This is a genomic window from Streptomyces sp. SM11, from assembly GCF_002910905.1.
Classification (GTDB): Bacteria; Actinomycetota; Actinomycetes; order Streptomycetales; family Streptomycetaceae; genus Streptomyces.
Genome location: NZ_NEUE01000032.1, coordinates 1 through 22,288 on the forward strand (window position 1 = coordinate 1; position 22,288 = coordinate 22,288).

Genomic DNA, 22,288 nt, shown 5'->3' on the forward strand with positions numbered 1-22,288 from the left:
CCGCCCGCGCCCTCGACACGCCCGCGGAGACGCTCAAGAAGAAACAGGCCGCACGGGCGGTCGCCGCGAAGAAGTGGGGGCTCGCCAAGACCCCGCTCACGGCCCCCGAGCCGCCGAAGGTGAAGCCGGCCATCACCACCCGCGAGGGCTTCGAGGTCCGCGACGACAAGGGGCTGCCGCCCGTCTTCACCACCGTCCCCACCAAGGAGAAGATCGTCTTCCTGACGATGGACGACGGGGCGGAGAAGGACCCCGAGCTGCTGCGGATGATGACCGAACTGGGCATCCCGTACAGCGCGTTCCTCAGTGACTACGTCACCAACGACGACTACGGCTACTTCAAGAAGATGCAGAAGCGCGGGGTGACCATCAGCAATCACACGCTCAACCACCGCTATCTGCCCGGCCTCTCCCGCGCCGAGCAGAAGCGGGAGATCTGCGGCCAGCAGGAGAAGATCCTCAAGCGCTACGGGAAGCGGCCCACCCTCTTCCGCCCGCCCTACGGCAACTACAACCGCGACACCCTCGTCGTCGCGAAGTCCTGCGGGATCACCGCCGTACCCCTGTGGTCGGCCGAGGCCTTCCCCGACCACATGGAATGGCGCGAGTGGGACCGGGACCTGCACCCCGGCGACATCGTCCTCACCCACTTCCGGGGCAAGGAGGACTGGAAGGGCTCGATGCCCGACATGATCCGCCGGGTCATGAAGACCATCACGGACAAGGGATACGCGGTGGCGAAGCTGGAGGACTACGTCTGACCTCCGCCCGCCCGACGTACGGCCCCGAATGCGCGCTCAGCCCCCGCTGCGCGCGCATTCGCCGTTGTCGCCCCCGCTGCGACAAGGTGGGGAGTTCCAGGTCGGAGCGGGTTCCGGAGGAGTCCGGGAGCTCTCCTCGACGACGGACGCCAGGACCGCCGCGCCCAGCGCCACCGCGACGACCGCCTGCATCCCGCCGGCCCAGTGCCACCGGTCGCGCAGCAACACCACGGCGAGGCAGGCGACCACGAGGGTGAGGACGCCGAAAGCGATGGCCGGGGCCCAGTCCGTGCCCGGGTCCACGGGCGGGGGAGGCGAGGACGCCTTGTCCGCGGACATCTCGTGCGACCGTGACAGGCCCCGCAGTACCAGCCACAGCGCCAGCAGGGCGGCGGCCGCCGCCTCCGCGACCACCAGCAGCAGGCCCAGCAGAGGATCAGCGCAGCCGCTCGGAGCCGACGACCGCGAAGCGGTCCTCTCGGCCGGTCTTCCCGGCGGGCGGCTCTCGGGGCGCGTCATCTCCGTACCGTCGTACGGAACGCCGCGCTCCGCCCCCACGTTGTCCGGACAGTGATCCGATGGAGCCTCGATCGAGACGGCGCGAGGGTGGTGAATTGGCACTCCGCTTGACCGAGTGCTAATCGCGGTCATAGTCTCGGGTCTGGCACTCCCCCCTGGAGAGTGCCAGCACCACCTTGCGCGACAGGGCAGGTCCGGCACCCGCGACGACGGATCGGTCTGGTCGCCGCCCACAGACTGTTAAACCCCGTGAGATCTCCGAAGGGGGAGACCGGATCGTGTCGACCACCAGCTCCAAGGTTGCGATCAAGCCGCTTGAGGACCGCATTGTGGTCCAGCCGCTCGACGCCGAGCAGACCACGGCTTCCGGCCTGGTTATTCCGGACACCGCGAAGGAGAAGCCCCAGGAGGGCGTCGTCCTTGCCGTTGGTCCGGGCCGCTTCGAGAACGGCGAGCGGCTTCCGCTCGACGTCAAGACCGGCGACGTCGTCCTGTACAGCAAGTACGGCGGCACCGAGGTGAAGTACAACGGCGAGGAGTACCTCGTCCTCTCGGCCCGCGACGTTCTCGCGATCGTCGAGAAGTAATTCACCCACGTTTGCTTGTGTTCTGCGCCCCTGGCCCCCTGCGAAATAACTAGCCGGGCGGCGAGGGGCGCAGTTCGTTTGAGAGGGAAGATCAGCCCATGGCGAAGATTCTGAAGTTCGACGAGGACGCCCGTCGCGCCCTTGAGCGCGGCGTCAACAAGCTTGCCGACACGGTCAAGGTGACGATCGGCCCCAAGGGCCGCAACGTCGTCATCGACAAGAAGTTCGGCGCTCCCACCATCACCAACGACGGTGTCACCATCGCGCGCGAGGTCGAGCTCGACGACCCGTACGAGAACCTCGGTGCCCAGCTCGTCAAGGAGGTGGCGACCAAGACCAACGACGTAGCGGGTGACGGCACCACCACCGCGACCGTCCTGGCCCAGGCGCTGGTCCGCGAGGGTCTGCGCAACGTCGCCGCGGGCGCCTCCCCGGCCGCCCTGAAGAAGGGCATCGACGCCGCGGTCAAGGCCGTGTCCGAGGAGCTCCTCGCGACCGCCCGCCCGATCGACGACAAGTCCGACATCGCCGCCGTGGCCGCGCTCTCCGCGCAGGACACCCAGGTCGGCGAGCTCATCGCGGACGCGATGGACAAGGTCGGCAAGGACGGTGTCATCACCGTCGAGGAGTCCAACACCTTCGGTCTGGACCTGGAGTTCACCGAGGGCATGGCCTTCGACAAGGGCTACCTGTCCCCGTACATGGTGTCCGACCAGGAGCGTATGGAGGCCGTCCTCGACGACCCGTACATCCTGATCCACCAGGGCAAGATCGGCTCCATCCAGGAGCTGCTCCCGCTCCTGGAGAAGGTCATCCAGGCCGGCGCCTCCAAGCCGCTCCTGATCATCGCCGAGGACGTCGAGGGCGAGGCGCTCTCCACCCTCGTCGTCAACAAGATCCGCGGCACCTTCAACGCCGTCGCGGTGAAGGCCCCGGGCTTCGGCGACCGCCGCAAGGCCATGCTCGGTGACATCGCCACCCTCACCGGTGCGACCGTCATCGCCGAAGAGGTCGGCCTCAAGCTCGACGGCGCCGGTCTCGACGTGCTGGGCACCGCCCGCCGCGTCACCGTCTCCAAGGACGACACGACCATCGTCGACGGCGGGGGCAACTCCGAGGACGTCAAGGGCCGCGTCAACCAGATCAAGGCCGAGATCGAGTCCACGGACTCCGACTGGGACCGCGAGAAGCTCCAGGAGCGCCTCGCGAAGCTGGCCGGCGGCGTGTGCGTCATCCGCGTCGGCGCCGCCACCGAGGTGGAGCTCAAGGAGAAGAAGCACCGCCTTGAGGACGCCATCTCCGCGACCCGCGCCGCTGTCGAGGAGGGCATCGTCTCCGGCGGTGGCTCCGCCCTCGTCCACGCGGTGAAGGTCCTGGAGGGCAACCTCGGCAAGACCGGCGACGAGGCCACCGGTGTCGCGGTCGTCCGCCGCGCCGCCGTCGAGCCGCTGCGCTGGATCGCCGAGAACGCCGGCCTGGAGGGTTACGTCATCACCTCCAAGGTCTCCGAGCTCGACAAGGGCCAGGGCTTCAACGCCGCCACCGGCGAGTACGGCGACCTGGTCAAGGCCGGCGTCATCGACCCGGTCAAGGTCACCCGCTCCGCCCTGGAGAACGCCGCGTCCATCGCGTCGCTGCTGCTCACGACCGAGACCCTGGTCGTCGAGAAGCCGGCCGAGGAAGAGGCCGACGCCGGTCACGGCGGCCACGGCCACTCCCACTAGTACCGCAGTACCTTTCGGTACGCGTGAGGCCCGGCACCCAAGAGGGGCGCCGGGCCTCGGTGCGTTCCCGCTCGGTGCGGTTCCGCCCCGGCCGCACCGAGAGGGAGAGGCGGAGCCACACCCGTACCCCCACTCCCGTACCGCACCCGCACAGGCGGGCGCGGCGGCTACCGCGGACCGTACTTGCGCCCCGTCCGCGAGGTGACCCCGCCGAGCAGGCCCCGCGGGGCGACCTTGACCAGCCCCATCAGCGCCTTGTAGCGCGGGTCCGGGATCGACACCGTCTTCCCGCGGGCCAGATCCGCCAGCGCCGAGGCCACCAGCTTGTCCGCGTCGAGCCACATCCAGCCCGGGATGTTGTCCGTGCCCATCCCGGCCCGCTCGTGGAACTCCGTCCGTACGAACCCGGGGCACAGCACCATCAGCCGCACCCCCGACCCGGCCAGATCCCGCGCCGCGCCCTGGGTGAACTGCACGACCCACGACTTGGACGCCCCGTACGTACCGCGCGGCACGAACGCCGCGACGGACGCCACGTTGACGACCCCGCCCCGGCCCCGCTCCTCCATCCCGGTGACGGCGGCCGAGGTCAGCCGCAGGACGGCCTCGCAGTGCACCTTCAGCATCGTCAGCTCATCGGCCATGGACACCTCCAGGAAGCGCCCCTTGTTGCCGAACCCGGCGTTGTTGACCAGCAGATCGACCGGATGTCTGGCGTCCGTGAGCCGCTTCTCGACCGCCTCGATCCCGCCGTCCGTGGACAGGTCGGCGCTCAGCACCTCGGCCTCGATGCCGTGCCGGTCGTGCAGTTCGGTGGCCTGCTCGCGCAGCCGTGCGGTGTCCCGCGCCACCAGCACCAGGTTGTGCCCCTGGGCCGCGAGCCGCCGCGCGAACGCGGCCCCGATACCCGCCGTCGCGCCCGTGATCAGTGCAGTCGTCATACGCGGCACGTTAGTGCCCCGCGTGTTCCGGCGGCTCACCCGCCCGCTGCCCCTTCTCCACCACCACGAACTGGCCCATCATCCCGTCGTCCTCATGGGACAGCAGATGACAGTGGTACATGTACGGGATGTCCGGATCGGACGGCCCGTCGAACCGCAGGGCGATCCGCACGGTCGAGCCCATCGGCACCGCCATCGTGTCCTTGCGGCCCCGCAACGCCGGTTCCGGCCGCTTCCCGTCCACGGTCAGGACCCGGAACTGCACGTCGTGCACATGGAAGTTGTGGGTCATGTCGACGCCGTTGCGCAGCGTCCAGACCTCCGCCGTCCATCGAGGCGGGCAGGTGCATCCCGTGCCAGTGCACGCTGGACGCCTCGTCGAGCGTGTTGCGCACCCGCACCTTCACCCGCTCGCCGCGCTCCGCCCGCAGCGTCGGTCCCAGATGACCGCCGTTGAACCCCCAGGTCGGGGTCGCCACGCCCTTCCGGAACTCCGTGCTGCCCGACTGCATCCGCAGATCGAAGACGCGCGTGCCGTCCTTGTCCACCGTCGAGGGCGCGAGCGGCGGTACGGCCAGTGCGTTGCCGAAGCGGACCTGGCCCACCGTGCTGACGTCGGCGCTCGTCCACAACCATGCGAACGTGCCGCCGACGGCCGCGACGAACACGCCCACCACCACGGTCAGCGTGATGAGCACCCGCTTCAGCCGCCGTCCCCTGGTCTTCTCCATGCCCATCAGCATTCCGGGCCGACCGGCCCCGGGCATGGGGGCAGAGCCCTGAACCGCCCCCGACCGGGCCCCTACGGTCCGACCGGGGGAGATCCCTCGGTGCGGGTCAGGGTGAGGCGGCGAAGGACAGCATGCGGGCCTCACGCACGGGCTTGTGGTTCTCGTCGCCGCTCATGTGCGTCGACGTCAGGACGAGCCGTCCGTCGACGTAGGCCGTGTGCCCATGAACATCTCGTACTCCCACGCGGCGGTCGCCGCCGGGTGCTTCACGACCTCCGTCTCCGTGCCGGCGCCGCGCGGACCCATGAGGAAGGTCCGGCCGGGGGTGCTCGGGCCGGCCGCCTCGTAGACGCGCATCGACGTGCCGTCCTCGGCGCGCAGCGCGTACAGGTAGCGACGATCGTCGGACTTGACGCCCCACAGGAACTTCCCGGTCCTCACGTCGTACGCGCCGACCTGGACCTGGCCGCCCAGCATGATGAGGCCCTTGTCGACCGAGGCGCCCCGGCAGGGCTGGATGTCATCGCCGCCCCCGTCTCCGGCACAGTGCTCGAACCCCTTGTCCCGGGCGTCGAAGGTCACGCGGTGCTTGCCTCCCGGATCCAGGACCGTGATCCGCCAGTCGCTCGCGGTGTCCTCATTGTTGTAGGTGGTGAAGACGACCGGGTCCATGGAGATCAGAGCGCCCAAGCTCCAGCCGGTCTTCGTCCGGTAGCGCCACAGGACCTTGCCGGTACGGGGATCGAACTCGCGTAGCTGGCCGTAGTTCTTGCTCCGGTCCGTGGAGACCGCGCAGCCGGAACTCACCAGCAGCCGGGCGGCGCCGCCCGCCACACCGGTGGGGAAGCACGCCCCCTTCTTCTCCGAGGGAACCTCACGGAGCTTGCTCCCGTCGTCCATCCGGTAGGTGACGGCCCGTTGGCCCCGGGCGACCGAGAGGACGTCGCCGCTGATGGCGCTGTAGACGATGAACGTACTGTCCTCGTCATCGGGCTCGTCGAGCTTCTCCTGCCACCCCTGCTTCCCGGTCTTCAGATCGATCATCTGCATCTGGTTGCAGCGATTGCCCCGCTCGTTGTCGGGTCTCTCGTTACGGAAGACCACGACCTTGCCGTCGGGTGTGGGGTTGGCCGGTGTCTCGCACACGGCGGAGGGGAGCGTCACGCTCCAGACCTCGGCGCCGTCCGAGAGCCGGTGGGCCGTGACCTTCCGGTACAGCGCCTGGACGGCGGTGTCGCCGACGATCCACAGGTCATGGACCTTGTTGGTCTGCTTGGGTATATCGGTCTTGTCGTCGGCGATCCACGCCGACGACTCGCCCGGCTTCCGCGCGGCCGAGACCTCCGCCGTCGTCGGAATGCGGCTCAGCTCCGGGGCGCCGGCCGCGGGCGTACGGGACGGGGACGCCGAACCGGAGGGGCCGGGCGACTTCTTCGCCAGGGGCTTCGCGGGATCATCCCGTCCCCAGTCGGTGAGGCCGTACACCCCGCCCGCCACGACCACGAGCACCAGCGCCACGACCGCGGCGATGACCGGCCCCCGGCCGAATCGGCGACGCGGGGGCGGAGGCGGGGGCGTCGGCGGCCCGAACCCCTGCGGCCCGGGCCCTTGTGGCCCAGCCCGTGCGGCGCGACGCCCCCGGAGGCGTACGGGTTGCCGGAAACGGGCTGCTGCGGCGGGCCCGGGGTGTACCAGGGCTGCTGCGGATCAGGCATGGTCTTCCCCCTGAGACGTGCCATTCGGCTCGAGAACTGATTCTTGGGCGCAGGTCACTGGTGGTGGACGCACCCGCGCACCGGTCCAGTTCCCGCGCTACGGCCCGGGACCGCGCGACAGATGACGCCGCGTCACCGAACCGGGGCACCGTCCTCGTACGGACCGTCCCGCGGTCCTCAGCTCTGTTGCGCGGCGTACTCCCGTGCCTTGCGCAGAGCCTCGGGGTGCAGCGCCTCCCCGGCGGCCAGCAGCGCGGGCAGCAGGGTGCGTTCGGTCGTCACGGCCCGGAACTGCAGGGCGGCGGTGACCTCGTGGTCCGGCCGGTGCACGATCTCGATCGGGTCCCCGGCGCGGACCGCGCCCGGCTCGATCACCCGCAGATACGCGCCGGTGGCGCCCTGCCAGGTGAACCGCCGGACCCACCCCGTCTCCCCGAGGTGGTGGGCGAAGGTCCGGCACGGAACGCGTCCCGAGGTCACCTCCAGCACGAGGCCCGCCCCCACCCGCCAGCGCTCGCCGATCCGCGCTCCGCTGACGTCGAGGCCCAGCGTCGTGAAGTTCTCGCCGAACACCCCGTTGGCCAGCTTCCGGCCGCCCAGCTCCCGCTCCCAGGCGTCCAGCTCCTCCCGGGCGAAGGCGTACACCGCCTGGTCGCTGCCGCCGTGATGGCGCAGGTCGCACACCGCGTCCCCGGCCAGCCCGCTGCCGCCGACGCCCTTGGGGCCGGGGTCGAGGATCTCCACGGGCCCCTCCACCGGTCGCTTGTCGATCCCGGTGAGGCCACCCGGGCCGTTGGTCTGCGGGGAGTGGCCGGGGCGGGCGATGTTCACGGTCAGCAGCTTCATACGGTCACGCTAATCGCTCTCGACTCAAAGGGGCACACGATTAATTCGCCTCGCACCCAAGAAAATCTTATGATGGAGGGGTGATCGAAGCCCGCCACCTCCGTGTCCTGCGCGCCGTGTCCACCACCGGCTCGTTCTCCGCCGCCGCCCGCGAACTCGGCTGCACCCAGCCCGCCGTCAGCCAGCAGATGAAGGCTCTGGAGTCCTCCGCGGGCACCACGCTGCTGATCCGCACCGGACGCGAGATGCGCCTCACCCAGGCCGGCGAGGCGCTGGTACGGCACGCCTCCGGCATCCTCGCGGGACTGACCGCCGCCGAGGAGGAGGTCGCCGCCATCGCCGGACTGCGGGCCGGCCGGGTCCGGCTGGTCTCCTTTCCCAGCGGCAGCTCCACCCTGGTCCCGGGGGCCCTGGCCGCCCTGCGTGCCGAACACCCCGGCACCCGGGTCTCGCTCGTCGAGGCCGAGCCGCCGCGCTCGGTGGACCTGCTGCGCGAGGGCGACTGCGACATCGCGCTGGCGTTCCGTTACGGAGCGACCGGCGGCGAATGGGACGACCTGGTGGTCCGGCCGCTGCTCACCGACCGCCTGATCGGCCTGGTCCCGGAGGGGCACCGGCTGGCCGGGGCGTCAAGCGTGTCCATCGGCGAACTGGCCGAGGAGTCCTGGATCGCGGGCTGCCCGCGCTGCCGCCGGCAGCTGGTCGAGGTCTGCGAGGAGTCCGGCTTCACCCCGCGCATCGACTTCGCCACCGACGACTACCCGGCGGTGATGGGCCTCGTCGGGGCCGGGCTCGGGGTGGCGGTGCTGCCGGAGCTGGCCGTGGAGTCGGTACGCCCCAAGGGGGCCAGAGCCGTGCCGGTCGAGCCCGCGATCGAGCGGGAGATCGTCGCCCTGACCCTGCCGGACCTGGCCCGGGTCCCGGCGGTGGCGGCCACCCTGGACCAGCTGTCGCGGACGGCCGCCCGCTGAGAGCGCGCGGGGCCGCGGCGCCCGTCGGGGCCCCGCGGCCCACGGGCGATGAGGGGTCCGGCCCCGCTGCGGCCGATTGCGGGCCGGATGGCTGAAGGTGTCGAAGAAACGTTTCTGCGTTCAGCTGTGGCGTACGGGTGTCAGGTGGCGCCGGGGCCGGTGGCTCCGGAGGGCGCCGCGGTGATCAGCCGGGTCCTGGCCCGGCCCATGAGCTCTTCGCGCTCGTCCTCCGTCAGGCCGCCCCACACTCCGTAGGGCTCCCGTACGGCCAGGGCGTGCGCCGCGCACTCGGCCCGTACCGGACAGCGCATGCACACCTCCTTGGCGGAGGTCTCGCGGGCGCTCCGCGCCGCGCCGCGCTCACCCTCCGGGTGGAAGAACAGGGAGCTGTCGACGCCTCGGCAGGCGGCGAGCAGCTGCCAGTCCCACAGGTCTGCGTTGGGTCCGGGAAGGCGGGAGAAATCTGCCATTGCTTGTCCCCTCGGAGCTGTGCTGCGTCGGAAGCGGCATCCTCGACCGTCGGTGGTTGACGGCCTGCTGTGATCGGACCGTCTGTGATCGGTGTGACCGAAGTCTCGACCGTACATCTACGGTGCTAGTAGATGTAAATATGACTGATTGCGAATCTAGCCATAGACACCCACAAAAGGGAAGAAATGGTGCCGAATAGGGCATGCCAACGAGTGAAGATTCGGTTGACGGGTGAATCACCCGCGCCGTTCTCCTCCGTGTGCGCCCCTTCACGTAGAGTGCCGAACCCGGCCGCCCGACCCGTAACTCTTTCGAGTGACCGTCGTTAAGGGAACGGATGCGGTTGACGGATATCCGGCTCGGGCACATGTCCGAGGGGGTCAACCGCACAGGTGACGACTTGTATCAGCCTGGAGGCTCAAGGTGACGCGCATCAGCTGCGGAGGACGGTCATGACATCCGTCCTCGTCTGCGACGACTCCCCGCTTGCCCGAGAAGCGCTCCGTCGCGCGGTGGCCACCGTGCCCGGCGTCGAGCGGGTGACGACGGCGGCCAACGGCGAGGAAGTCCTCCGCCGCTGGGGTGCCGATCGTTCGGATCTGATTCTGATGGACGTACGCATGCCCGGCCTGGGGGGTGTGGAGACGGTCCGGCGGCTGCTCTCCGCCGACCCCGGGGCCCGGATCATCATGCTGACCGTCGCCGAGGACCTGGACGGCGTCGCGCTCGCGGTCGCCGCCGGGGCTCGCGGCTATCTGCACAAGGACGCCTCGCGCGCCGAGCTGCGGGCCACCGTCACCCAGGCGCTGGCCGACCCGACCTGGCGGCTCGCCCCGCGCCGGCTGCGGTCCGCCGAGATGGGAGCGGCCCCCACGCTCACCGCGCGGGAGATCCAGGTCCTCGAAGGCATGAGCCACGGCCGCTCCAACGCGGAGATCGGCCGTGAGCTTTTTCTCTCCGAGGACACGGTCAAGACCCACGCCCGGCGCCTGTTCAAGAAGCTCGGGGCCTCGGACCGCGCCCACGCGGTGGCCCTCGGATTCCGCTGGGGCCTGGTCCGCTGACGACCGGCCCGGGCCGGGCCCCGTCCGCAGACCGGCGGACGGGGTCACGGAGCGGGCCATCGGCTCCACACCCCGTATCCGGGCGCCCGCTCAGCGGTGCCATGTGACGCTTCCCGGCCGATGACGCATCCTTGAGTAGTGGAGTTCCTCAGGAACGATTCGGTCGAGCGGAAGGGGAGGGCGCAGGACATGACATCCGGCGCACCCGCTCATAACGCTTCGGTGCACAACTCGGGACGTGGTGCAGCGGACCGGGTGGCCTCAGGGCACCATGGTCCGATGCGCGACGACGAAACCACGGTGATCGGTGCCCTCGTGCACCGGGCCGTCGACGGCGACGCGCAGGCCACCCATGATCTGCTGGCGCATGTCCACCCCCTCGCCCTGCGCTACTGCCGCTCCCGGCTGAACCGCCTCCCCGGTGATGCTCGCCACTTCGTGGAGGACCTGGCGCAGGAGGTCTGCGTCGCGGTGCTGATGGCGCTGCCGCGCTACAAGGACACCGGCCGGCCCTTCGAGGCATTCGTCTTCGCGATCGCCGGCCACAAGGTCGCCGACCTCCAGCGCGCCGCGATGCGCCACCCGGGGTCGACCGCGGTCCCCTCCGACGAGATGCCGGAGAGGCCCGACGACTCCCTCGGTCCGGAGGAGCGTGCCCTGCTCAGCAGCGATGCCGCCTGGGCGAAGAAGCTCCTCGCCAACCTCCCGGAGAACCAGCGCGAGCTGCTGGTCCTGCGGGTCGCGGTCGGGCTGACCGCGGAGGAGACCGGCCAGATGCTCGGGATGTCCCCGGGTGCGGTCCGGGTCGCCCAGCACCGCGCGCTCAGCAGGCTCCGGGCGCTCGCGGAGCAGTAGCGGCACCCTCGCCGGCCCTCGCCGGAGGCTCTGTAGAAAGCTACAGAACAGCCAAGTGATCTTGATCGTGGAATGAGACACCCGTGGAGCCCGTTAGCATGGACATCCGCACCGATCAAGGCCATTTGGGGAAGGTGTCATGACTGCAAACGTCGACGGAGTGCCCGAGAAGTTCGCGACGCTCGGGCTGACCTACGACGACGTGCTGCTGTTGCCCGGCGCGTCCGAGGTCCTGCCCAACGCGGTCGACACCTCGTCGCTCATCTCGCGCAACGTACGGGTGAACATCCCCCTGCTGTCGGCCGCCATGGACAAGGTGACCGAGGCCCGGATGGCCATCGCCATGGCCCGTCAGGGCGGCGTCGGCGTGCTGCACCGCAATCTCTCGGTCGAGGACCAGGTCAACCAGGTCGACCTGGTCAAGCGGTCCGAGTCCGGCATGGTCACCGACCCGATCACCGTGCACCCCGACGCCACGCTCGGCGAGGCGGACGCGCTCTGCGCGAAGTTCCGCATCAGCGGCGTGCCGGTCACCGACCCCGCGGGCAAGCTCCTCGGCATCGTCACCAACCGCGACATGGCCTTCGAGTCGGACCGCTCGCGCCAGGTGCGCGAGGTCATGACGCCGATGCCGCTCGTCACCGGGCGGGTCGGGATCTCCGGCGTGGAGGCCATGGAGCTGCTGCGCCGCCACAAGATCGAGAAGCTGCCGCTGGTCGACGAGGCGGGCATCCTCAAGGGCCTCATCACGGTCAAGGACTTCAAGAAGGCCGAGCAGTACCCGAACGCCGCCAAGGACGCCGAAGGCCGTCTGCTGGTCGGCGCGGCCGTCGGCGCCAGCCCCGAGGCGCTGGACCGCGCCCAGGAGCTCGCGGCCGCCGGGGTCGACTTCCTGATCGTCGACACCTCGCACGGACACAACAGCAACGCCCTCGACTGGATGGCGAAGATCAAGTCGAGCGTCGGCGTGGACGTCATCGGAGGCAACGTCGCCACCCGCGACGGCGCCCAGGCGCTGATCGACGCCGGTGTCGACGGCGTGAAGGTCGGCGTCGGACCCGGCTCGATCTGTACGACCCGTGTGGTCGCCGGTATCGGCGTCCCGCAGGTCACCGCGATCTACGAGGCCGCGCTCGCCGCCCGTGCCGCGGGCGTCCCGGTCATCGGCGACGGCGGCCTGCAGTACAGCGGCGACATCGGCAAGGCGCTGGCCGCCGGCGCGGACAGCGTGATGCTGGGCAGCCTCCTCGCGGGCTGCGAGGAGTCCCCGGGCGAGCTGATGTTCATCAACGGCAAGCAGTTCAAGTCGTACCGCGGCATGGGCTCGCTGGGCGCGATGCAGTCCCGCGGACAGGGCCGGTCGTACAGCAAGGACCGCTACTTCCAGGCCGAGGTGTCCTCGGACGACAAGCTCGTCCCCGAGGGCATCGAGGGCCAGGTGCCCTACCGCGGCCCGCTGGGCAACGTCCTCCACCAGCTCGTCGGCGGCCTCCGCCAGACCATGGGCTACGTCGGCGCCGCGTCCGTCGACCAGATGGAGAGCAAGGGCCGCTTCGTCCGGATCACCTCGGCGGGTCTCAAGGAGAGCCACCCGCACGACATCCAGATGACGGTCGAAGCGCCGAACTACAGCAGGAAGTAGCACATCAGCGCAGGTGAGGGGCGGTACCGGGAACTCCGGTCCGCCCCAGGGCGTGTCCGGCGGATCCTGACCGGACACGCCCTCCCCGTGTGTCGGGGATACTGGTCAGCGCTGACGTAGAGGGAAAGGCCACACATCGTGACTGAGATCGAGATCGGGCGCGGCAAGCGCGGCCGCCGGGCTTACGCATTCGACGACATCGCTGTCGTTCCGAGCCGCCGCACCCGGGACCCGAAGGAGGTCTCGATCGCCTGGCAGATCGACGCCTACCGCTTCGAGCTGCCGTTCCTGGCCGCTCCCATGGACTCCGTGGTCTCCCCGCAGCACGCCATCCGGATCGGCGAGCTCGGCGGCCTGGGCGTGCTGAACCTGGAAGGCCTGTGGACCCGGCACGCCGACCCGCAGCCGCTGCTGGACGAGATCGCAGGGATGCCGGTCGAGTCCGCGACCCGCCGGCTCCAGGAGATCTACTCCGCCCCCATCCAGGAGGAGCTGATCGGGCAGCGCATCAAGGAGGTGCGCGACTCCGGTGTCGTCACCGCCGCCGCGCTCTCCCCGCAGCGCACCGCCCAGTTCTCCAAGGCGGTCGTCGACGCGGGCGTCGACATCTTCGTCATCCGCGGTACGACGGTCTCCGCCGAGCACGTCTCGGGCGCGGCCGAGCCGCTGAACCTGAAGCAGTTCATCTACGAGCTGGACGTCCCGGTCATCGTCGGCGGCTGCGCCACGTACACCGCCGCCCTCCACCTGATGCGGACCGGCGCGGCCGGTGTCCTCGTCGGCTTCGGCGGTGGCGCCGCGCACACCACGCGCAACGTCTTCGGCATCCAGGTCCCGATGGCCACCGCCGTCGCGGACGTCGCAGGGGCCCGCCGTGACTACATGGACGAGTCCGGCGGCCGGTACGTGCACGTCATCGCCGACGGCGGCGTCGGCTGGTCCGGCGACCTGCCGAAGGCCATCGCCTGCGGTGCGGACGCCGTGATGATGGGCTCCCCGCTGGCCCGCGCGACGGACGCCCCGGGCCGCGGCCGCCACTGGGGCATGGAGGCCGTCCACGAGGACGTGCCGCGCGGCAAGCTGGTCGACCTCGGTTCGGTCGGGACGACGGAAGAGGTCCTCACCGGTCCTTCGCACACCCCGGACGGCTCGATGAACATCTTCGGCGCGCTGCGCCGCGCGATGGCCACCACCGGCTACAGCGACCTGAAGGAGTTCCAGCGCGTCGAGGTGACGGTGGCGGACTCGCAGCACCGCCGCTGACCCCCGCCCCGTAGCCCACCGCTTCGCGGCGCTTCGCCCCGCCGGACAGATCCGGCGGGGCGAAGCGGCAGGGCCCGGGGCGGCCACCGGCGTTCGCCGTACGCCCGGCCCCGGGAGGGGCGTCAACCGATCACGGGCTGACGACGTAGGACCTCTTGCCGGTTGTGCGCAGGGGGCGAGCCGGGCCGGGAGACCGACGAGGGCGGTACGGGCGTGGGACGCGTACCGGGCCCTGGAGAGACGGACTCCCGCCGGGGAGCGCCAGGAGGACCGGCGGCGGGTCGAGGACGCGATGGGCGCCCACGGGCGTGCGGCGGCGGCCCGGGGCCGCCGAGCACCGCTGACGTGCGGGTGCCGCCTCGGTGGGGTGGGGGGGGCAACGGCGGACACGGCCGTGGCCACGATGCGGAAGGCCCCGACCCGGCGTTCGCTACGCCACGGCCGGGGCCTTCCACAGGGTCCCGCGCGTGTCAGCCGGCCTTCTTGGCGCCACCGACAGCGGCCGCCGCGCCGAGGGCGAGGAAGAGGTAGGTCATGAAGTCGGCCTCCTGCGACCAGGCTTCCGTCACGGTGTCGAAGTGGTCGCCGATGACCTCGGAGAAGGGGATCTGCGCGATGTCGGAGAGCACCATCGAGATGCCGACGAGCTGCCCGAGGTAGACGGCGCCGATCGAGAAGACGGCCGCGGCACCGACGACCGCCGGGTTGGATCCGCCGACCTTGCTCGCCGCGAAGCCGACGAGGAAGCCGACGCCGACCGCGGCGTAGCCGACCTCGCGCTCGATGGAGCCCGCGATCACGCCGTACAGGATGCCCGCGACGACGGCCGCGCCCAGGGCGACCAGCACACCGAGCAGGATGTTGTTGCGGGCCGGGGGCGCCGGGGGCGCCGGGGCGAAGGGCGCGCCGCCGCCGAACGGGGCGCCCTGGCCGGGCTGCTGGCCCGCGAACGGGTTGCCGGTCGGGGCCGGGGGCTGCTGGCCGTAGGGGTTGCCGGTCGGGGCCGGGGGCTGCTGGCCGTACGGGTTGCCGGTCGGTGCGGCGGGGGAGGGCTGGCCCGGCTGGCCGGCGTACGGGTTGCCGTCGACGGGCTGACCGCCGAAGGGCTGCTGGGGCTGGTTCGGCGGCTGCACGGGCTGACTCACGGTGGGGCTCCCCCTGGGACGACTGCGCACGAGTGTGCGGATGCGCACGGCTGTGCGCGCTGTGACGCCGCAGGGTAGCAGTACGCTCCGGAACCGGTCACTGGCGATTTTTCGACTGCCCGTCACACCTCCGGGGCGTCCGGCGGACCGGAGCCGGACGGGCCGGGCATCACCTAGAGCCGGTGCGCGGCCCCCGCGGGAGTGGCCCCCCGGGTGTCCAGAAGCAGTTGGGCCTTCACCGCGAGGCCCTGGAGGTCGTAGGTGCGGTGCTGCTGGAGCAGGACGGTCAGGTCGGCGGCGGCCGCCGCCTCGTACAGCGAGTCGGCGCGCGGGACCGGGCGTTCACGTACCCGCCAGTCCAGGACGTGCGGGTCGTGGTAGCCGATCTGGGCGCCCATGTCCATCAGCCGGGTGGCGATCTCCCGGGCGGGGGCGGCCTCCTGGTCGGCGCTGTCCGGTTTGTAGGTGACGCCGAGCAGCAGCACGCGCGCGCCCCGGACGGACTTGCCGTGCTCGTTCAGGAGGGTGGCGCAGCGCTGGATGACGTAACTGGGCATCCGGTCGTTGATCTCCTGCGCCAGCGAGACCATCCGCAGCGGGTGCCCGGTGGTGCTGGTGCTGTGGGGCAGGCGACCCGGGTCCACCGGGACGCCGTGCCCGCCGACGCCGGGTCCCGGGCGGAAGGGCTGGAAGCCGAACGGCTTGGTCTCGGCACACCGGATCACGTCCCAGAGGTCGACGCCGAGGTCGTGGCAGAGCACCGCCATCTCGTTGACCAGCGCGATGTTGACGTGCCGGAAGTTGGTCTCCAGGACCTTCGTCATCTCTGCCTCGCGGGGTCCGCGGGCCCGGACGACCTTGTCGGTGAGCCGTCCGTAGAAGGCGGCGGCCGACTCGGTGCAGGCGGGGGTGAGGCCGCCGATGACCTTGGGCGTGTTGGCCAGGACGTGGGTGCGGTTGCCGGGGTCGAGCCGGCTCGGCGAGCAGGCGAGGTGGAAGTCGCGTCCGGCGACGAGCCCCGAGCCCTCTTCGAGCAGGGGGCGCAGAAAGTTCTCGGTGGTGCCGGGCGGTACGGCGGACTCCAGCAGCACGGTGGTGTGCGGGCGGAGCCGGGCGGCCAGCGCGCGGGCGGCGTCGTCGAGCGCGGTGAGGTCGATCGCCTGGTCGGGGCCGAGCGGGGTGGGGGAGCAGATCACGGCGGTACGGACCCGGCCCAGCTCGGCGGCGTTGGTGGTGGGCCGGAAGCCGCCGGCGAGCATGCGGCGGACCTCGGACGCGGTGAGGGTGCCCTCGACGGGGCTGCGGCCCGCTCCGAGCTCCGCGTAGGGGCGTGGGTCGGGGTCGTAGCCGACGGTGTCGATTCCGGCGGTCACAGCGGCCTGGGCGAGGGGCAGGCCGAGGTGACCGAGTCCGATGACGGCGAGGTCTGCGGGCATACAGAAGCCCCCCTAAGAGCGGAGAACGAAGATCGCAACTGCTGTGGACAGCGCAATGTCAGACTAGGCGTAAATATGACCAATATGTCGCATTGTGCGGCTCCGGTCGCCCGGGTGTTGTCCACAGGCGGTGGCTGAACTCGGGGAGCGCGGACAGAATCGAGGAGTGGACACGGGCGGCCGGCCCCTAGGCCGGGTGGCACTCCCGTGTCCGACCACCCCGATCCACCGGGAGGCAGCAGTGAGGACAGCGACACTGGGACCCGCCGAGCGCACCGTCGCGCTCGCCGCCATGGCCGAGCGCGAACTGGACGTGCTGGTCGTGGGGGCGGGTGTGGTCGGCGCGGGCACGGCGCTGGACGCCGCCACCAGAGGCCTCTCGACCGGACTGGTCGAGGCGCGCGACTGGGCGTCCGGCACGTCGAGCAGGTCGAGCAAGCTGATCCACGGCGGCCTGCGCTATCTGGAGATGCTCGACTTCGCCCTGGTCCGGGAGGCACTCAAGGAGCGCGGGCTGCTCCTGGAACGGCTCGCCCCGCACCTGGTGAAGCCCGTGCCCTTCCTCTACCCCCTGCAGCACAAGGGCTGGGAGCGGCTCTACGCCGGCTCCGGCGTCGCGCTGTACGACGCGATGTCGGTCTCCTCCGGCCACGGCCGCGGCCTCCCCGTCCACCGCCACCTCTCCCGCAAGCACGCTCTGCGGGTCGCCCCCGCGCTGAGGAAGGACGCCCTGGTCGGCGCCCTCCAGTACTACGACGCCCAGATGGACGACGCCCGCTTCGTCGCCGAGCTGGTGCGCACCGCCGCGTCCTACGGTGCCCACGTGGCGAACCAGGCCCGCGTCGTCGGCTTCCTCCGCGAGGGCGAGCGCGTCGTGGGCGCGCTCGTACGGGACGTCGAGGGTGGCACGGAGTACGAGATCCGGGCCAAGCAGGTGGTCAACGCGACCGGCGTGTGGACCGACGACACCCAGGGGCTCATCGGCGAGCGCGGGCAGTTCCACGTCCGGGCCTCCAAGGGAATCCACCTGGTCGTCCCCAAGGACCGCATCCACTCCTCGACCGGCCTCATCCTGCGCACCGAGAAGTCCGTCCTCTTCGTCATCCCCTGGGGCCGGCACTGGATCATCGGCACCACGGACACCGACTGGGACCTGGACAAGGCACACCCGGCCGCCTCCAGCGCCGACATCGACTATCTCCTCCAGCATGTCAACTCCGTCCTGAACACCCCGCTGACCAGGGACGACGTCCAGGGCGTCTACGCCGGACTGCGACCGCTGCTGGCCGGCGAGTCGGACGCCACGAGCAAGCTGTCGCGCGAGCACACGGTGGCCCACCCCGCCCCCGGCCTGGTCGTCGTGGCGGGCGGCAAGTACACGACGTACCGGGTCATGGCCAAGGACGCGGTGGACGAGGCGGTCCACGGGCTCGACCAGCGGGTCGCCGCCTGCGTCACCGAGGACACCCCGCTGCTGGGGGCCGAGGGCTACAAGGCCCTGTGGAACGCGCGCGCCCGGATCGCGGCCCGGACCGGACTCCATGTCGCCCGGGTGGAGCATCTGCTCAACCGGTACGGCTCAATGACGGAGGAAATTCTGGAACTGGTCCTCGCCGACCCCACCCTGGGCGAACCGCTGCCCGCCGCCGACGACTATCTGCGCGCCGAGATCGTCTACGCGGCCTCCCACGAGGGCGCCCGCCATCTGGACGACGTGCTGACCCGGCGCACCCGGATCTCCATCGAGACCTTCGACCGGGGCACCCGCAGCGCCCGGCTCTGCGCGGAGCTGATGGCACCGGTGCTGGGCTGGGACGAGGGGCGGATCGACCGGGAGGTCCAGCACTACGAGAAGCGGGTGGAGGCCGAGCGCGAATCGCAGCGGCAGCCCGACGACCTCACGGCGGACGCGGCCCGGTTGGGCGCCCCGGACATCGTGGCGATCTAGGGGGTGCCGTTCGAAGCGCCTGCCCGGAGCGTGCGGGAGATCCCCGCGCCGCGGCCACCGCCCGTCGCTCCCGGGCCAGTTGGGCTCCACCGGCCCGGGGGAGCGGCGGGACCCGCCCGGACGGGCCTGGACGGGAGGCCGGGTTGGTAGGAGGCTGTGGGGGATTCCTCGACAGGGCCTGGCACGGTGGTCCCCGGACCCGGCACCAGGACCGGTCCCGGGGTGAGGGACAATGAACGCTCTGCCAGGGCGGGTTGATCGCAGAGGGGACGCATGTCGGAGGCGGAGCAGGCACGGGAGCCCCAACGGGACAAGAACGGTCGTCTCCTCGCGGGGCGCTACCGGCTCGGTGAGGTGCTCGGCCGGGGCGGCATGGGTACGGTCTGGCGCGCCGACGACGAGACGCTCGGCCGTACGGTCGCGGTCAAGGAACTGCGGTTCCCCTCGGCGATCGACGAGGACGAGAAGCGCCGGCTGATCACGCGCACCCTGCGTGAGGCCAAGGCGATCGCACGGATCCGCAACAACAGCGCGGTGACCGTCTACGACGTGGTCGACGAGGACGACCGGCCGTGGATCGTCATGGAGCTGATCGAGGGCAAGTCGCTCGCCGAGGCGATCCGCGAGGACGGCACGCTGACGCCGAGGCGGGCCGCCGAGGTCGGGCTCGCCATCCTCGACGTGCTGCGCTCGGCGCACCGCGAGGGCATCCTGCACCGCGACGTGAAGCCGTCCAACGTGCTGATCGCCGAGGACGGGCGCGTCGTGCTCACCGACTTCGGCATCGCCCAGGTCGAGGGCGACCCGTCGGTCACCTCCACCGGGATGCTCGTCGGCGCCCCCTCGTACATCTCGCCGGAGCGGGCCCGCGGTCACAAGCCGGGCCCGCCCGCCGACCTGTGGTCGCTCGGTGGACTGCTGTACGCGAGCGTCGAGGGCTGCCCTCCGTACGACAAGGGCTCGGCCATCGCCACCCTGACGGCCGTGATGACCGAACCGCTCGACCCGCCGAAGAACGCCGGTCCGCTCACCGAGGTCATCTACGGACTGCTCGCCCGGGACCCCGACCAGCGTCTCGACGACGCCGGGGCGCGGGCGTTGCTCAACGACGTCATCAACGCCCCCGACGTTCCCGAGCCGGCCCCCGCGGACTCCACCCAGATGATGGCGCTGCCGCCGGCGCCCGCCGCCGACCCCCTCGTCAAGCGGACGCCGAAGCAGCCCAAGGCCCCGAAGCCGCCGAAGCGGTCCACCGGCTCGGGCGAGTCCGGAGAGGGGGCCCGCGACCGGTTGCGCGGAGCGCTGCGCTCCGCGCGCAACGCGAAGACCCCGGCCGCGGCGGCGGGAGCCGCCACAGGCGCTGCCGCGGCGTCGGCGAGCTCTCCGGCCGCCGCTGTCACCGGCTCGCCCGCCGCCCCGCCCAAGCCTCCGTCGCCCCCCGGGACGCCCGCCTCGGGTGCGAAGTCCACAGCGGCCACGGCGTCCGCCCCGGCGACGCCGGCGACCGTGAAGGGAGCCGTCGCCGCCCCCGAGGCTCCCGCCGGCGCCCCGAAGTCCGCGGCGGTGAGTGCTTCCGTACCCGGGCAGCGCCCGCCGTTCTCGCCGCCGTCCACGCGTGCCTCGATCACCGACGTGGTGCCCCGCCGCACCCTCGCGATCATCGCGGCCGTCGTCGCGCTGGCCATCCTCGGCACGGTCCTCGCACTCACCCTCGGTGGCGACGACCCGGACAAGGGCGGCAAGGGCGACACCGCCGCTTCGGCCGGAGCCGCGACCGGTGACGCCGACGGCAAGGGCGACGACACGGGCGGCGGTTCGGCCGGCGAGAAGGGCGACGGCCAGAAGGAGGGTCAGGGCACGGACGACGGACGGGCCTCCGAGGGCCCGTCCGGCGACGACGCCGACGACCCGAAGACCGACGACCCGAAGACCGACGACCCCGAGGGTGACGAGCCGGGCGGGGACGGCTCCCTGCCCGCCGGCTACAAGCAGGTCACCGACACCCGGTTCCACTTCACCATGGCGATGCCCGGGACCTTCAAGCGCACGGCCATCGCGGGCGCCAACTCCGGCGGCATCTACAACGCCGGGAAGGGCAGCTTCCCCCGGGTCCAGGTCGACTTCAACAGCTCGCCCAAGGACGACGCGGCGGCCGCCTGGCGCGGTGCCGTCGCGAGCGCCAAGGTCCTCAGCGACGGCTACAAGCACGGCAGCATAAAGAAGGTCGAGTACAACGGCTATCCGACCGTCGCGGACTGGACGTTCGAACGCAACCAGAACGGCGTCCGGGTCCGGGTGCTCAACCGCGGCTTCAAGGTGGACGCCAAGCGCGGTTACTCGATCATGATCAGCTGCAAGCTGGACGAGTGGGACGGCGAGGAGTGCCGGACGCTGCGCGAAACGGCGTTCGCCACGTTCACGCCCACGGACTGAACCGTCGGGCACACCCGTGAACCGACGCATGTGAAACGTTTGTGCGGGCCGGGTTGGCGTGACCCGGCCCGTAGGCCCGCGTTGCCACGTATCGTAAGAGGCCAGAGACCGTACGCAGCCGGAACAGTAGGTCAATTGCCCGCCGAATGACCGTAATTGACGGATACGTGCGCCTCTGACGGCCGGGGGAACAGCGCGCTCTGGGGAGGCGTCGTGGACGACTACGCGGGTCGGGTGCTTGCCGACCGCTACCGCCTTCCGCTGCCCCCGTCCGATGGGTACGAACTGGCCGAGACCCGGGCGTTCGACACCTACAGCGGTCAGGAGGTCCTGGTCCGCCAGGTGCCGTTGCCGGAGATCGTGGACGCGGAGGTGCTCGACGCCGACGGGCGGTCCTCGATGTCCGGACGTGCCACGGGGCGAGCGGTCCGCCGCAGTACGGACCCCGCGGTCCGGCGGGCGATCGAGGCCGCGCAGGCCGCCGCCCAGGTGCCCGATCACCCCCGGCTCGACCAGGTCTTCGACGTGTTCGCCGAAGCGGGTTCGCTGTGGATAGTGAGCGAGCTCGTCGCGGCCCGCCCGCTCGCAGCCCTGCTCGCGGAACGCCCCCTCAACCCCTACCGGGCCGCCGAGATCGGCTCCGACGTGCTCACCGCCCTGCGTGTGCTGCACGCCCACGGCTGGACCCACCGCAACATCACCGTGCGCACGGTCCTGGTGTGCGACGACGGCCGTGTCATGCTCACGGGTCTCGCGGCGGGCGCCGCCGAGGAGGCGCTCTGCGGGTACGTCCCCGAACCGCGGCCCGACGCGGATCCGGTGGCCGCCCCCACGACGTACGGCATCCCGGCCGTCGAGCACGCCCCGCCGAGGGAGCTCGGCGGCGCGTTCCCGCTCCCGCCGGGCAGGAGCGACGCGGATACGGACGCGGATGACGCGACCGTCGAGACCTACGCGGCCGTCGAGGCCTACGCGGGTGTCGGGGGCGACGAGGACGTCGAGGAGTACGCGGACGTCCAGGAGGAGGCCGGCTACGGGTGGGGTGACAGCGGCGAGAACCCCGAGAGCGGAGGGGGACGGGAGCTTCCCGTTCCGCCGCTGCCGCAGGGATACGTGCCGCGCCGGGACGACGAGCGGCACGACCTGCCGCCGGGCCGGGCGGCCGGCCCCGACCCGGTGCGGCGGGCTACGGGCCGGGTGGCCGACCCCGACCCCGACCCCGTCCCGGGGCAGCGG

At 71.3% G+C, this 22,288-nt stretch carries 20 protein-coding genes and 1 pseudogene; 12 read left to right on the plus strand and 9 right to left on the minus strand.

Annotation, left to right across the window (positions count from 1 at the left end; genetic code table 11):
* Positions 1–761 (plus strand): polysaccharide deacetylase family protein (locus B9S58_RS02160; protein ID WP_103530456.1); only part of this gene is annotated, 761 nt, incomplete at its 5' end.
* Between the two features lie 36 nt (positions 762–797).
* Here B9S58_RS02160 and B9S58_RS02165 read toward each other — a convergent pair.
* Positions 798–1,280 (minus strand): DUF6234 family protein, encoded by a 483-nt coding sequence (locus B9S58_RS02165; protein WP_103530466.1) that lies wholly within the window; start codon positions 1,278–1,280, stop codon positions 798–800.
* 278 nt (positions 1,281–1,558) lie between these two features.
* Between B9S58_RS02165 and groES the strand changes: the two genes are divergently transcribed.
* Both groES and groL read left to right on the plus strand, forming a co-directional pair.
* Positions 1,559–1,867 (plus strand): co-chaperone GroES, encoded by a 309-nt coding sequence (gene groES, locus B9S58_RS02170; RefSeq protein ID WP_003966899.1) that lies wholly within the window; start codon positions 1,559–1,561, stop codon positions 1,865–1,867.
* Between the two features lie 98 nt (positions 1,868–1,965).
* Entirely contained in the window at positions 1,966–3,591 is a 1,626-nt protein-coding gene (groL, locus tag B9S58_RS02175) for a chaperonin GroEL (RefSeq protein ID WP_097871319.1), read from the plus strand.
* 167 nt (positions 3,592–3,758) lie between these two features.
* Here groL and B9S58_RS02180 read toward each other — a convergent pair whose 3' ends face one another.
* The 3 genes and pseudogenes from B9S58_RS02180 to B9S58_RS38635 form a co-directional block, all read right to left on the minus strand.
* Positions 3,759–4,532: an SDR family oxidoreductase gene (locus tag B9S58_RS02180; RefSeq protein ID WP_103530457.1), complete on the minus strand. Its 774-nt coding sequence runs from the start codon at positions 4,530–4,532 to the stop codon at positions 3,759–3,761.
* Between the two features lie 10 nt (positions 4,533–4,542).
* Positions 4,543–4,824 carry a multicopper oxidase domain-containing protein gene (locus tag B9S58_RS38630; protein WP_258044153.1) on the minus strand — a complete coding sequence of 94 codons (282 nt, stop codon included), beginning with the start codon at positions 4,822–4,824 and terminating at the stop codon, positions 4,543–4,545.
* Between the two features lie 91 nt (positions 4,825–4,915).
* Positions 4,916–5,044 (minus strand): annotated as a pseudogene (locus B9S58_RS38635) (multicopper oxidase domain-containing protein); the annotation flags it as partial.
* Between B9S58_RS38635 and B9S58_RS38640 the strand changes: the two are divergent.
* The gene (locus B9S58_RS38640) at positions 4,986–5,315 is read left to right on the plus strand and encodes a hypothetical protein (protein ID WP_258044157.1); all 330 of its coding nucleotides are present in this window, start codon (positions 4,986–4,988) and stop codon (positions 5,313–5,315) included. The pseudogene B9S58_RS38635 and the gene B9S58_RS38640 sit on opposite strands and share 59 nt — an antisense overlap.
* Before the next feature lie 134 nt (positions 5,316–5,449).
* On the opposite strand, the gene B9S58_RS02190 is transcribed toward B9S58_RS38640, so the two are convergent.
* Both B9S58_RS02190 and B9S58_RS02195 read right to left on the minus strand, forming a co-directional pair.
* Positions 5,450–6,781 (minus strand): PQQ-like beta-propeller repeat protein, encoded by a 1,332-nt coding sequence (locus tag B9S58_RS02190; RefSeq protein WP_258044154.1) that lies wholly within the window; start codon positions 6,779–6,781, stop codon positions 5,450–5,452.
* Between the two features lie 374 nt (positions 6,782–7,155).
* A complete protein-coding gene (locus B9S58_RS02195) occupies positions 7,156–7,824 on the minus strand; it encodes an MOSC domain-containing protein (RefSeq protein ID WP_103530458.1) in 669 nt (222 codons plus the stop codon).
* 80 nt (positions 7,825–7,904) lie between these two features.
* Between B9S58_RS02195 and B9S58_RS02200 the strand changes: the two genes are divergently transcribed.
* Positions 7,905–8,795, plus strand: a complete 891-nt coding sequence (locus B9S58_RS02200; RefSeq protein WP_103530459.1) for a LysR family transcriptional regulator — start codon at positions 7,905–7,907, stop codon at positions 8,793–8,795.
* A gap of 140 nt (positions 8,796–8,935) precedes the next feature.
* Here B9S58_RS02200 and B9S58_RS02205 read toward each other — a convergent pair whose 3' ends face one another.
* A complete protein-coding gene (locus B9S58_RS02205; protein WP_103530460.1) occupies positions 8,936–9,265 on the minus strand; it encodes a WhiB family transcriptional regulator in 330 nt (109 codons plus the stop codon).
* A 453-nt stretch (positions 9,266–9,718) separates the two neighbouring features.
* Here B9S58_RS02205 and B9S58_RS02210 point away from each other — a divergent pair, with 453 nt between their 5' ends.
* The 4 genes from B9S58_RS02210 (at position 9,719) to B9S58_RS02225 (ending at position 14,090) form a co-directional block, all read left to right on the plus strand.
* Positions 9,719–10,330 carry a response regulator transcription factor gene (locus tag B9S58_RS02210; protein ID WP_003948568.1) on the plus strand — a complete coding sequence of 204 codons (612 nt, stop codon included), beginning with the start codon at positions 9,719–9,721 and terminating at the stop codon, positions 10,328–10,330.
* A 279-nt stretch (positions 10,331–10,609) separates the two neighbouring features.
* Positions 10,610–11,185, plus strand: a complete 576-nt coding sequence (locus B9S58_RS02215) for a sigma-70 family RNA polymerase sigma factor (protein ID WP_030084428.1) — start codon at positions 10,610–10,612, stop codon at positions 11,183–11,185.
* A gap of 139 nt (positions 11,186–11,324) precedes the next feature.
* Complete coding sequence (gene guaB, locus B9S58_RS02220; RefSeq protein ID WP_103530461.1) at positions 11,325–12,827, plus strand: IMP dehydrogenase; 1,503 nt, start codon at positions 11,325–11,327, stop codon at positions 12,825–12,827.
* Positions 12,828–12,965: 138 nt separating this feature from the next.
* On the plus strand, positions 12,966–14,090 hold the full coding sequence (locus B9S58_RS02225) for a GuaB3 family IMP dehydrogenase-related protein (RefSeq protein ID WP_097870356.1): 1,125 nt from the start codon (positions 12,966–12,968) through the stop codon (positions 14,088–14,090).
* A 470-nt stretch (positions 14,091–14,560) separates the two neighbouring features.
* Here the strand turns inward: B9S58_RS02225 and B9S58_RS02230 are convergent, their stop codons facing one another.
* Together B9S58_RS02230 and B9S58_RS02235 are read right to left on the minus strand one after the other, a co-directional pair.
* Entirely contained in the window at positions 14,561–15,235 is a 675-nt protein-coding gene (locus B9S58_RS02230; RefSeq protein ID WP_258044155.1) for a hypothetical protein, read from the minus strand.
* Between the two features lie 173 nt (positions 15,236–15,408).
* Entirely contained in the window at positions 15,409–16,671 is a 1,263-nt protein-coding gene (locus B9S58_RS02235; protein WP_103530463.1) for a nucleotide sugar dehydrogenase, read from the minus strand.
* A gap of 241 nt (positions 16,672–16,912) precedes the next feature.
* Between B9S58_RS02235 and B9S58_RS02240 the strand changes: the two genes are divergently transcribed.
* The 3 genes from B9S58_RS02240 to B9S58_RS38645 form a co-directional block, all read left to right on the plus strand.
* Complete coding sequence (locus tag B9S58_RS02240) at positions 16,913–18,619, plus strand: glycerol-3-phosphate dehydrogenase/oxidase (RefSeq protein WP_103530464.1); 1,707 nt, start codon at positions 16,913–16,915, stop codon at positions 18,617–18,619.
* A gap of 273 nt (positions 18,620–18,892) precedes the next feature.
* Positions 18,893–21,052 (plus strand): serine/threonine-protein kinase, encoded by a 2,160-nt coding sequence (locus B9S58_RS02245; RefSeq protein ID WP_103530465.1) that lies wholly within the window; start codon positions 18,893–18,895, stop codon positions 21,050–21,052.
* Between the two features lie 213 nt (positions 21,053–21,265).
* Positions 21,266–22,288 (plus strand): protein kinase (locus tag B9S58_RS38645; RefSeq protein WP_258044156.1); only part of this gene is annotated, 1,023 nt, incomplete at its 3' end.

Bases quoted from the DNA above. Each gene is read 5' to 3' on its own strand.
- B9S58_RS02210 (WP_003948568.1), top strand. From the start codon at position 9,719: ATGACATCCGTCCTCGTCTGCGACGACTCCCCGCTTGCCCGAGAAGCG.
- B9S58_RS02180 (WP_103530457.1), bottom strand. From the start codon at position 4,532: ATGACGACTGCACTGATCACGGGCGCGACGGCGGGTATCGGGGCCGCG.
- B9S58_RS38630 (WP_258044153.1), bottom strand. From the start codon at position 4,824: ATGACCCACAACTTCCATGTGCACGACGTGCAGTTCCGGGTCCTGACC.
- B9S58_RS02195 (WP_103530458.1), bottom strand. From the start codon at position 7,824: ATGAAGCTGCTGACCGTGAACATCGCCCGCCCCGGCCACTCCCCGCAG.
- B9S58_RS02215 (WP_030084428.1), top strand. From the start codon at position 10,610: ATGCGCGACGACGAAACCACGGTGATCGGTGCCCTCGTGCACCGGGCC.
- guaB (WP_103530461.1), top strand. From the start codon at position 11,325: ATGACTGCAAACGTCGACGGAGTGCCCGAGAAGTTCGCGACGCTCGGG.
- B9S58_RS02165 (WP_103530466.1), bottom strand. From the start codon at position 1,280: ATGACGCGCCCCGAGAGCCGCCCGCCGGGAAGACCGGCCGAGAGGACC.
- B9S58_RS02235 (WP_103530463.1), bottom strand. From the start codon at position 16,671: ATGCCCGCAGACCTCGCCGTCATCGGACTCGGTCACCTCGGCCTGCCC.
- groL (WP_097871319.1), top strand. From the start codon at position 1,966: ATGGCGAAGATTCTGAAGTTCGACGAGGACGCCCGTCGCGCCCTTGAG.
- B9S58_RS02205 (WP_103530460.1), bottom strand. From the start codon at position 9,265: ATGGCAGATTTCTCCCGCCTTCCCGGACCCAACGCAGACCTGTGGGAC.
- B9S58_RS02245 (WP_103530465.1), top strand. From the start codon at position 18,893: ATGTCGGAGGCGGAGCAGGCACGGGAGCCCCAACGGGACAAGAACGGT.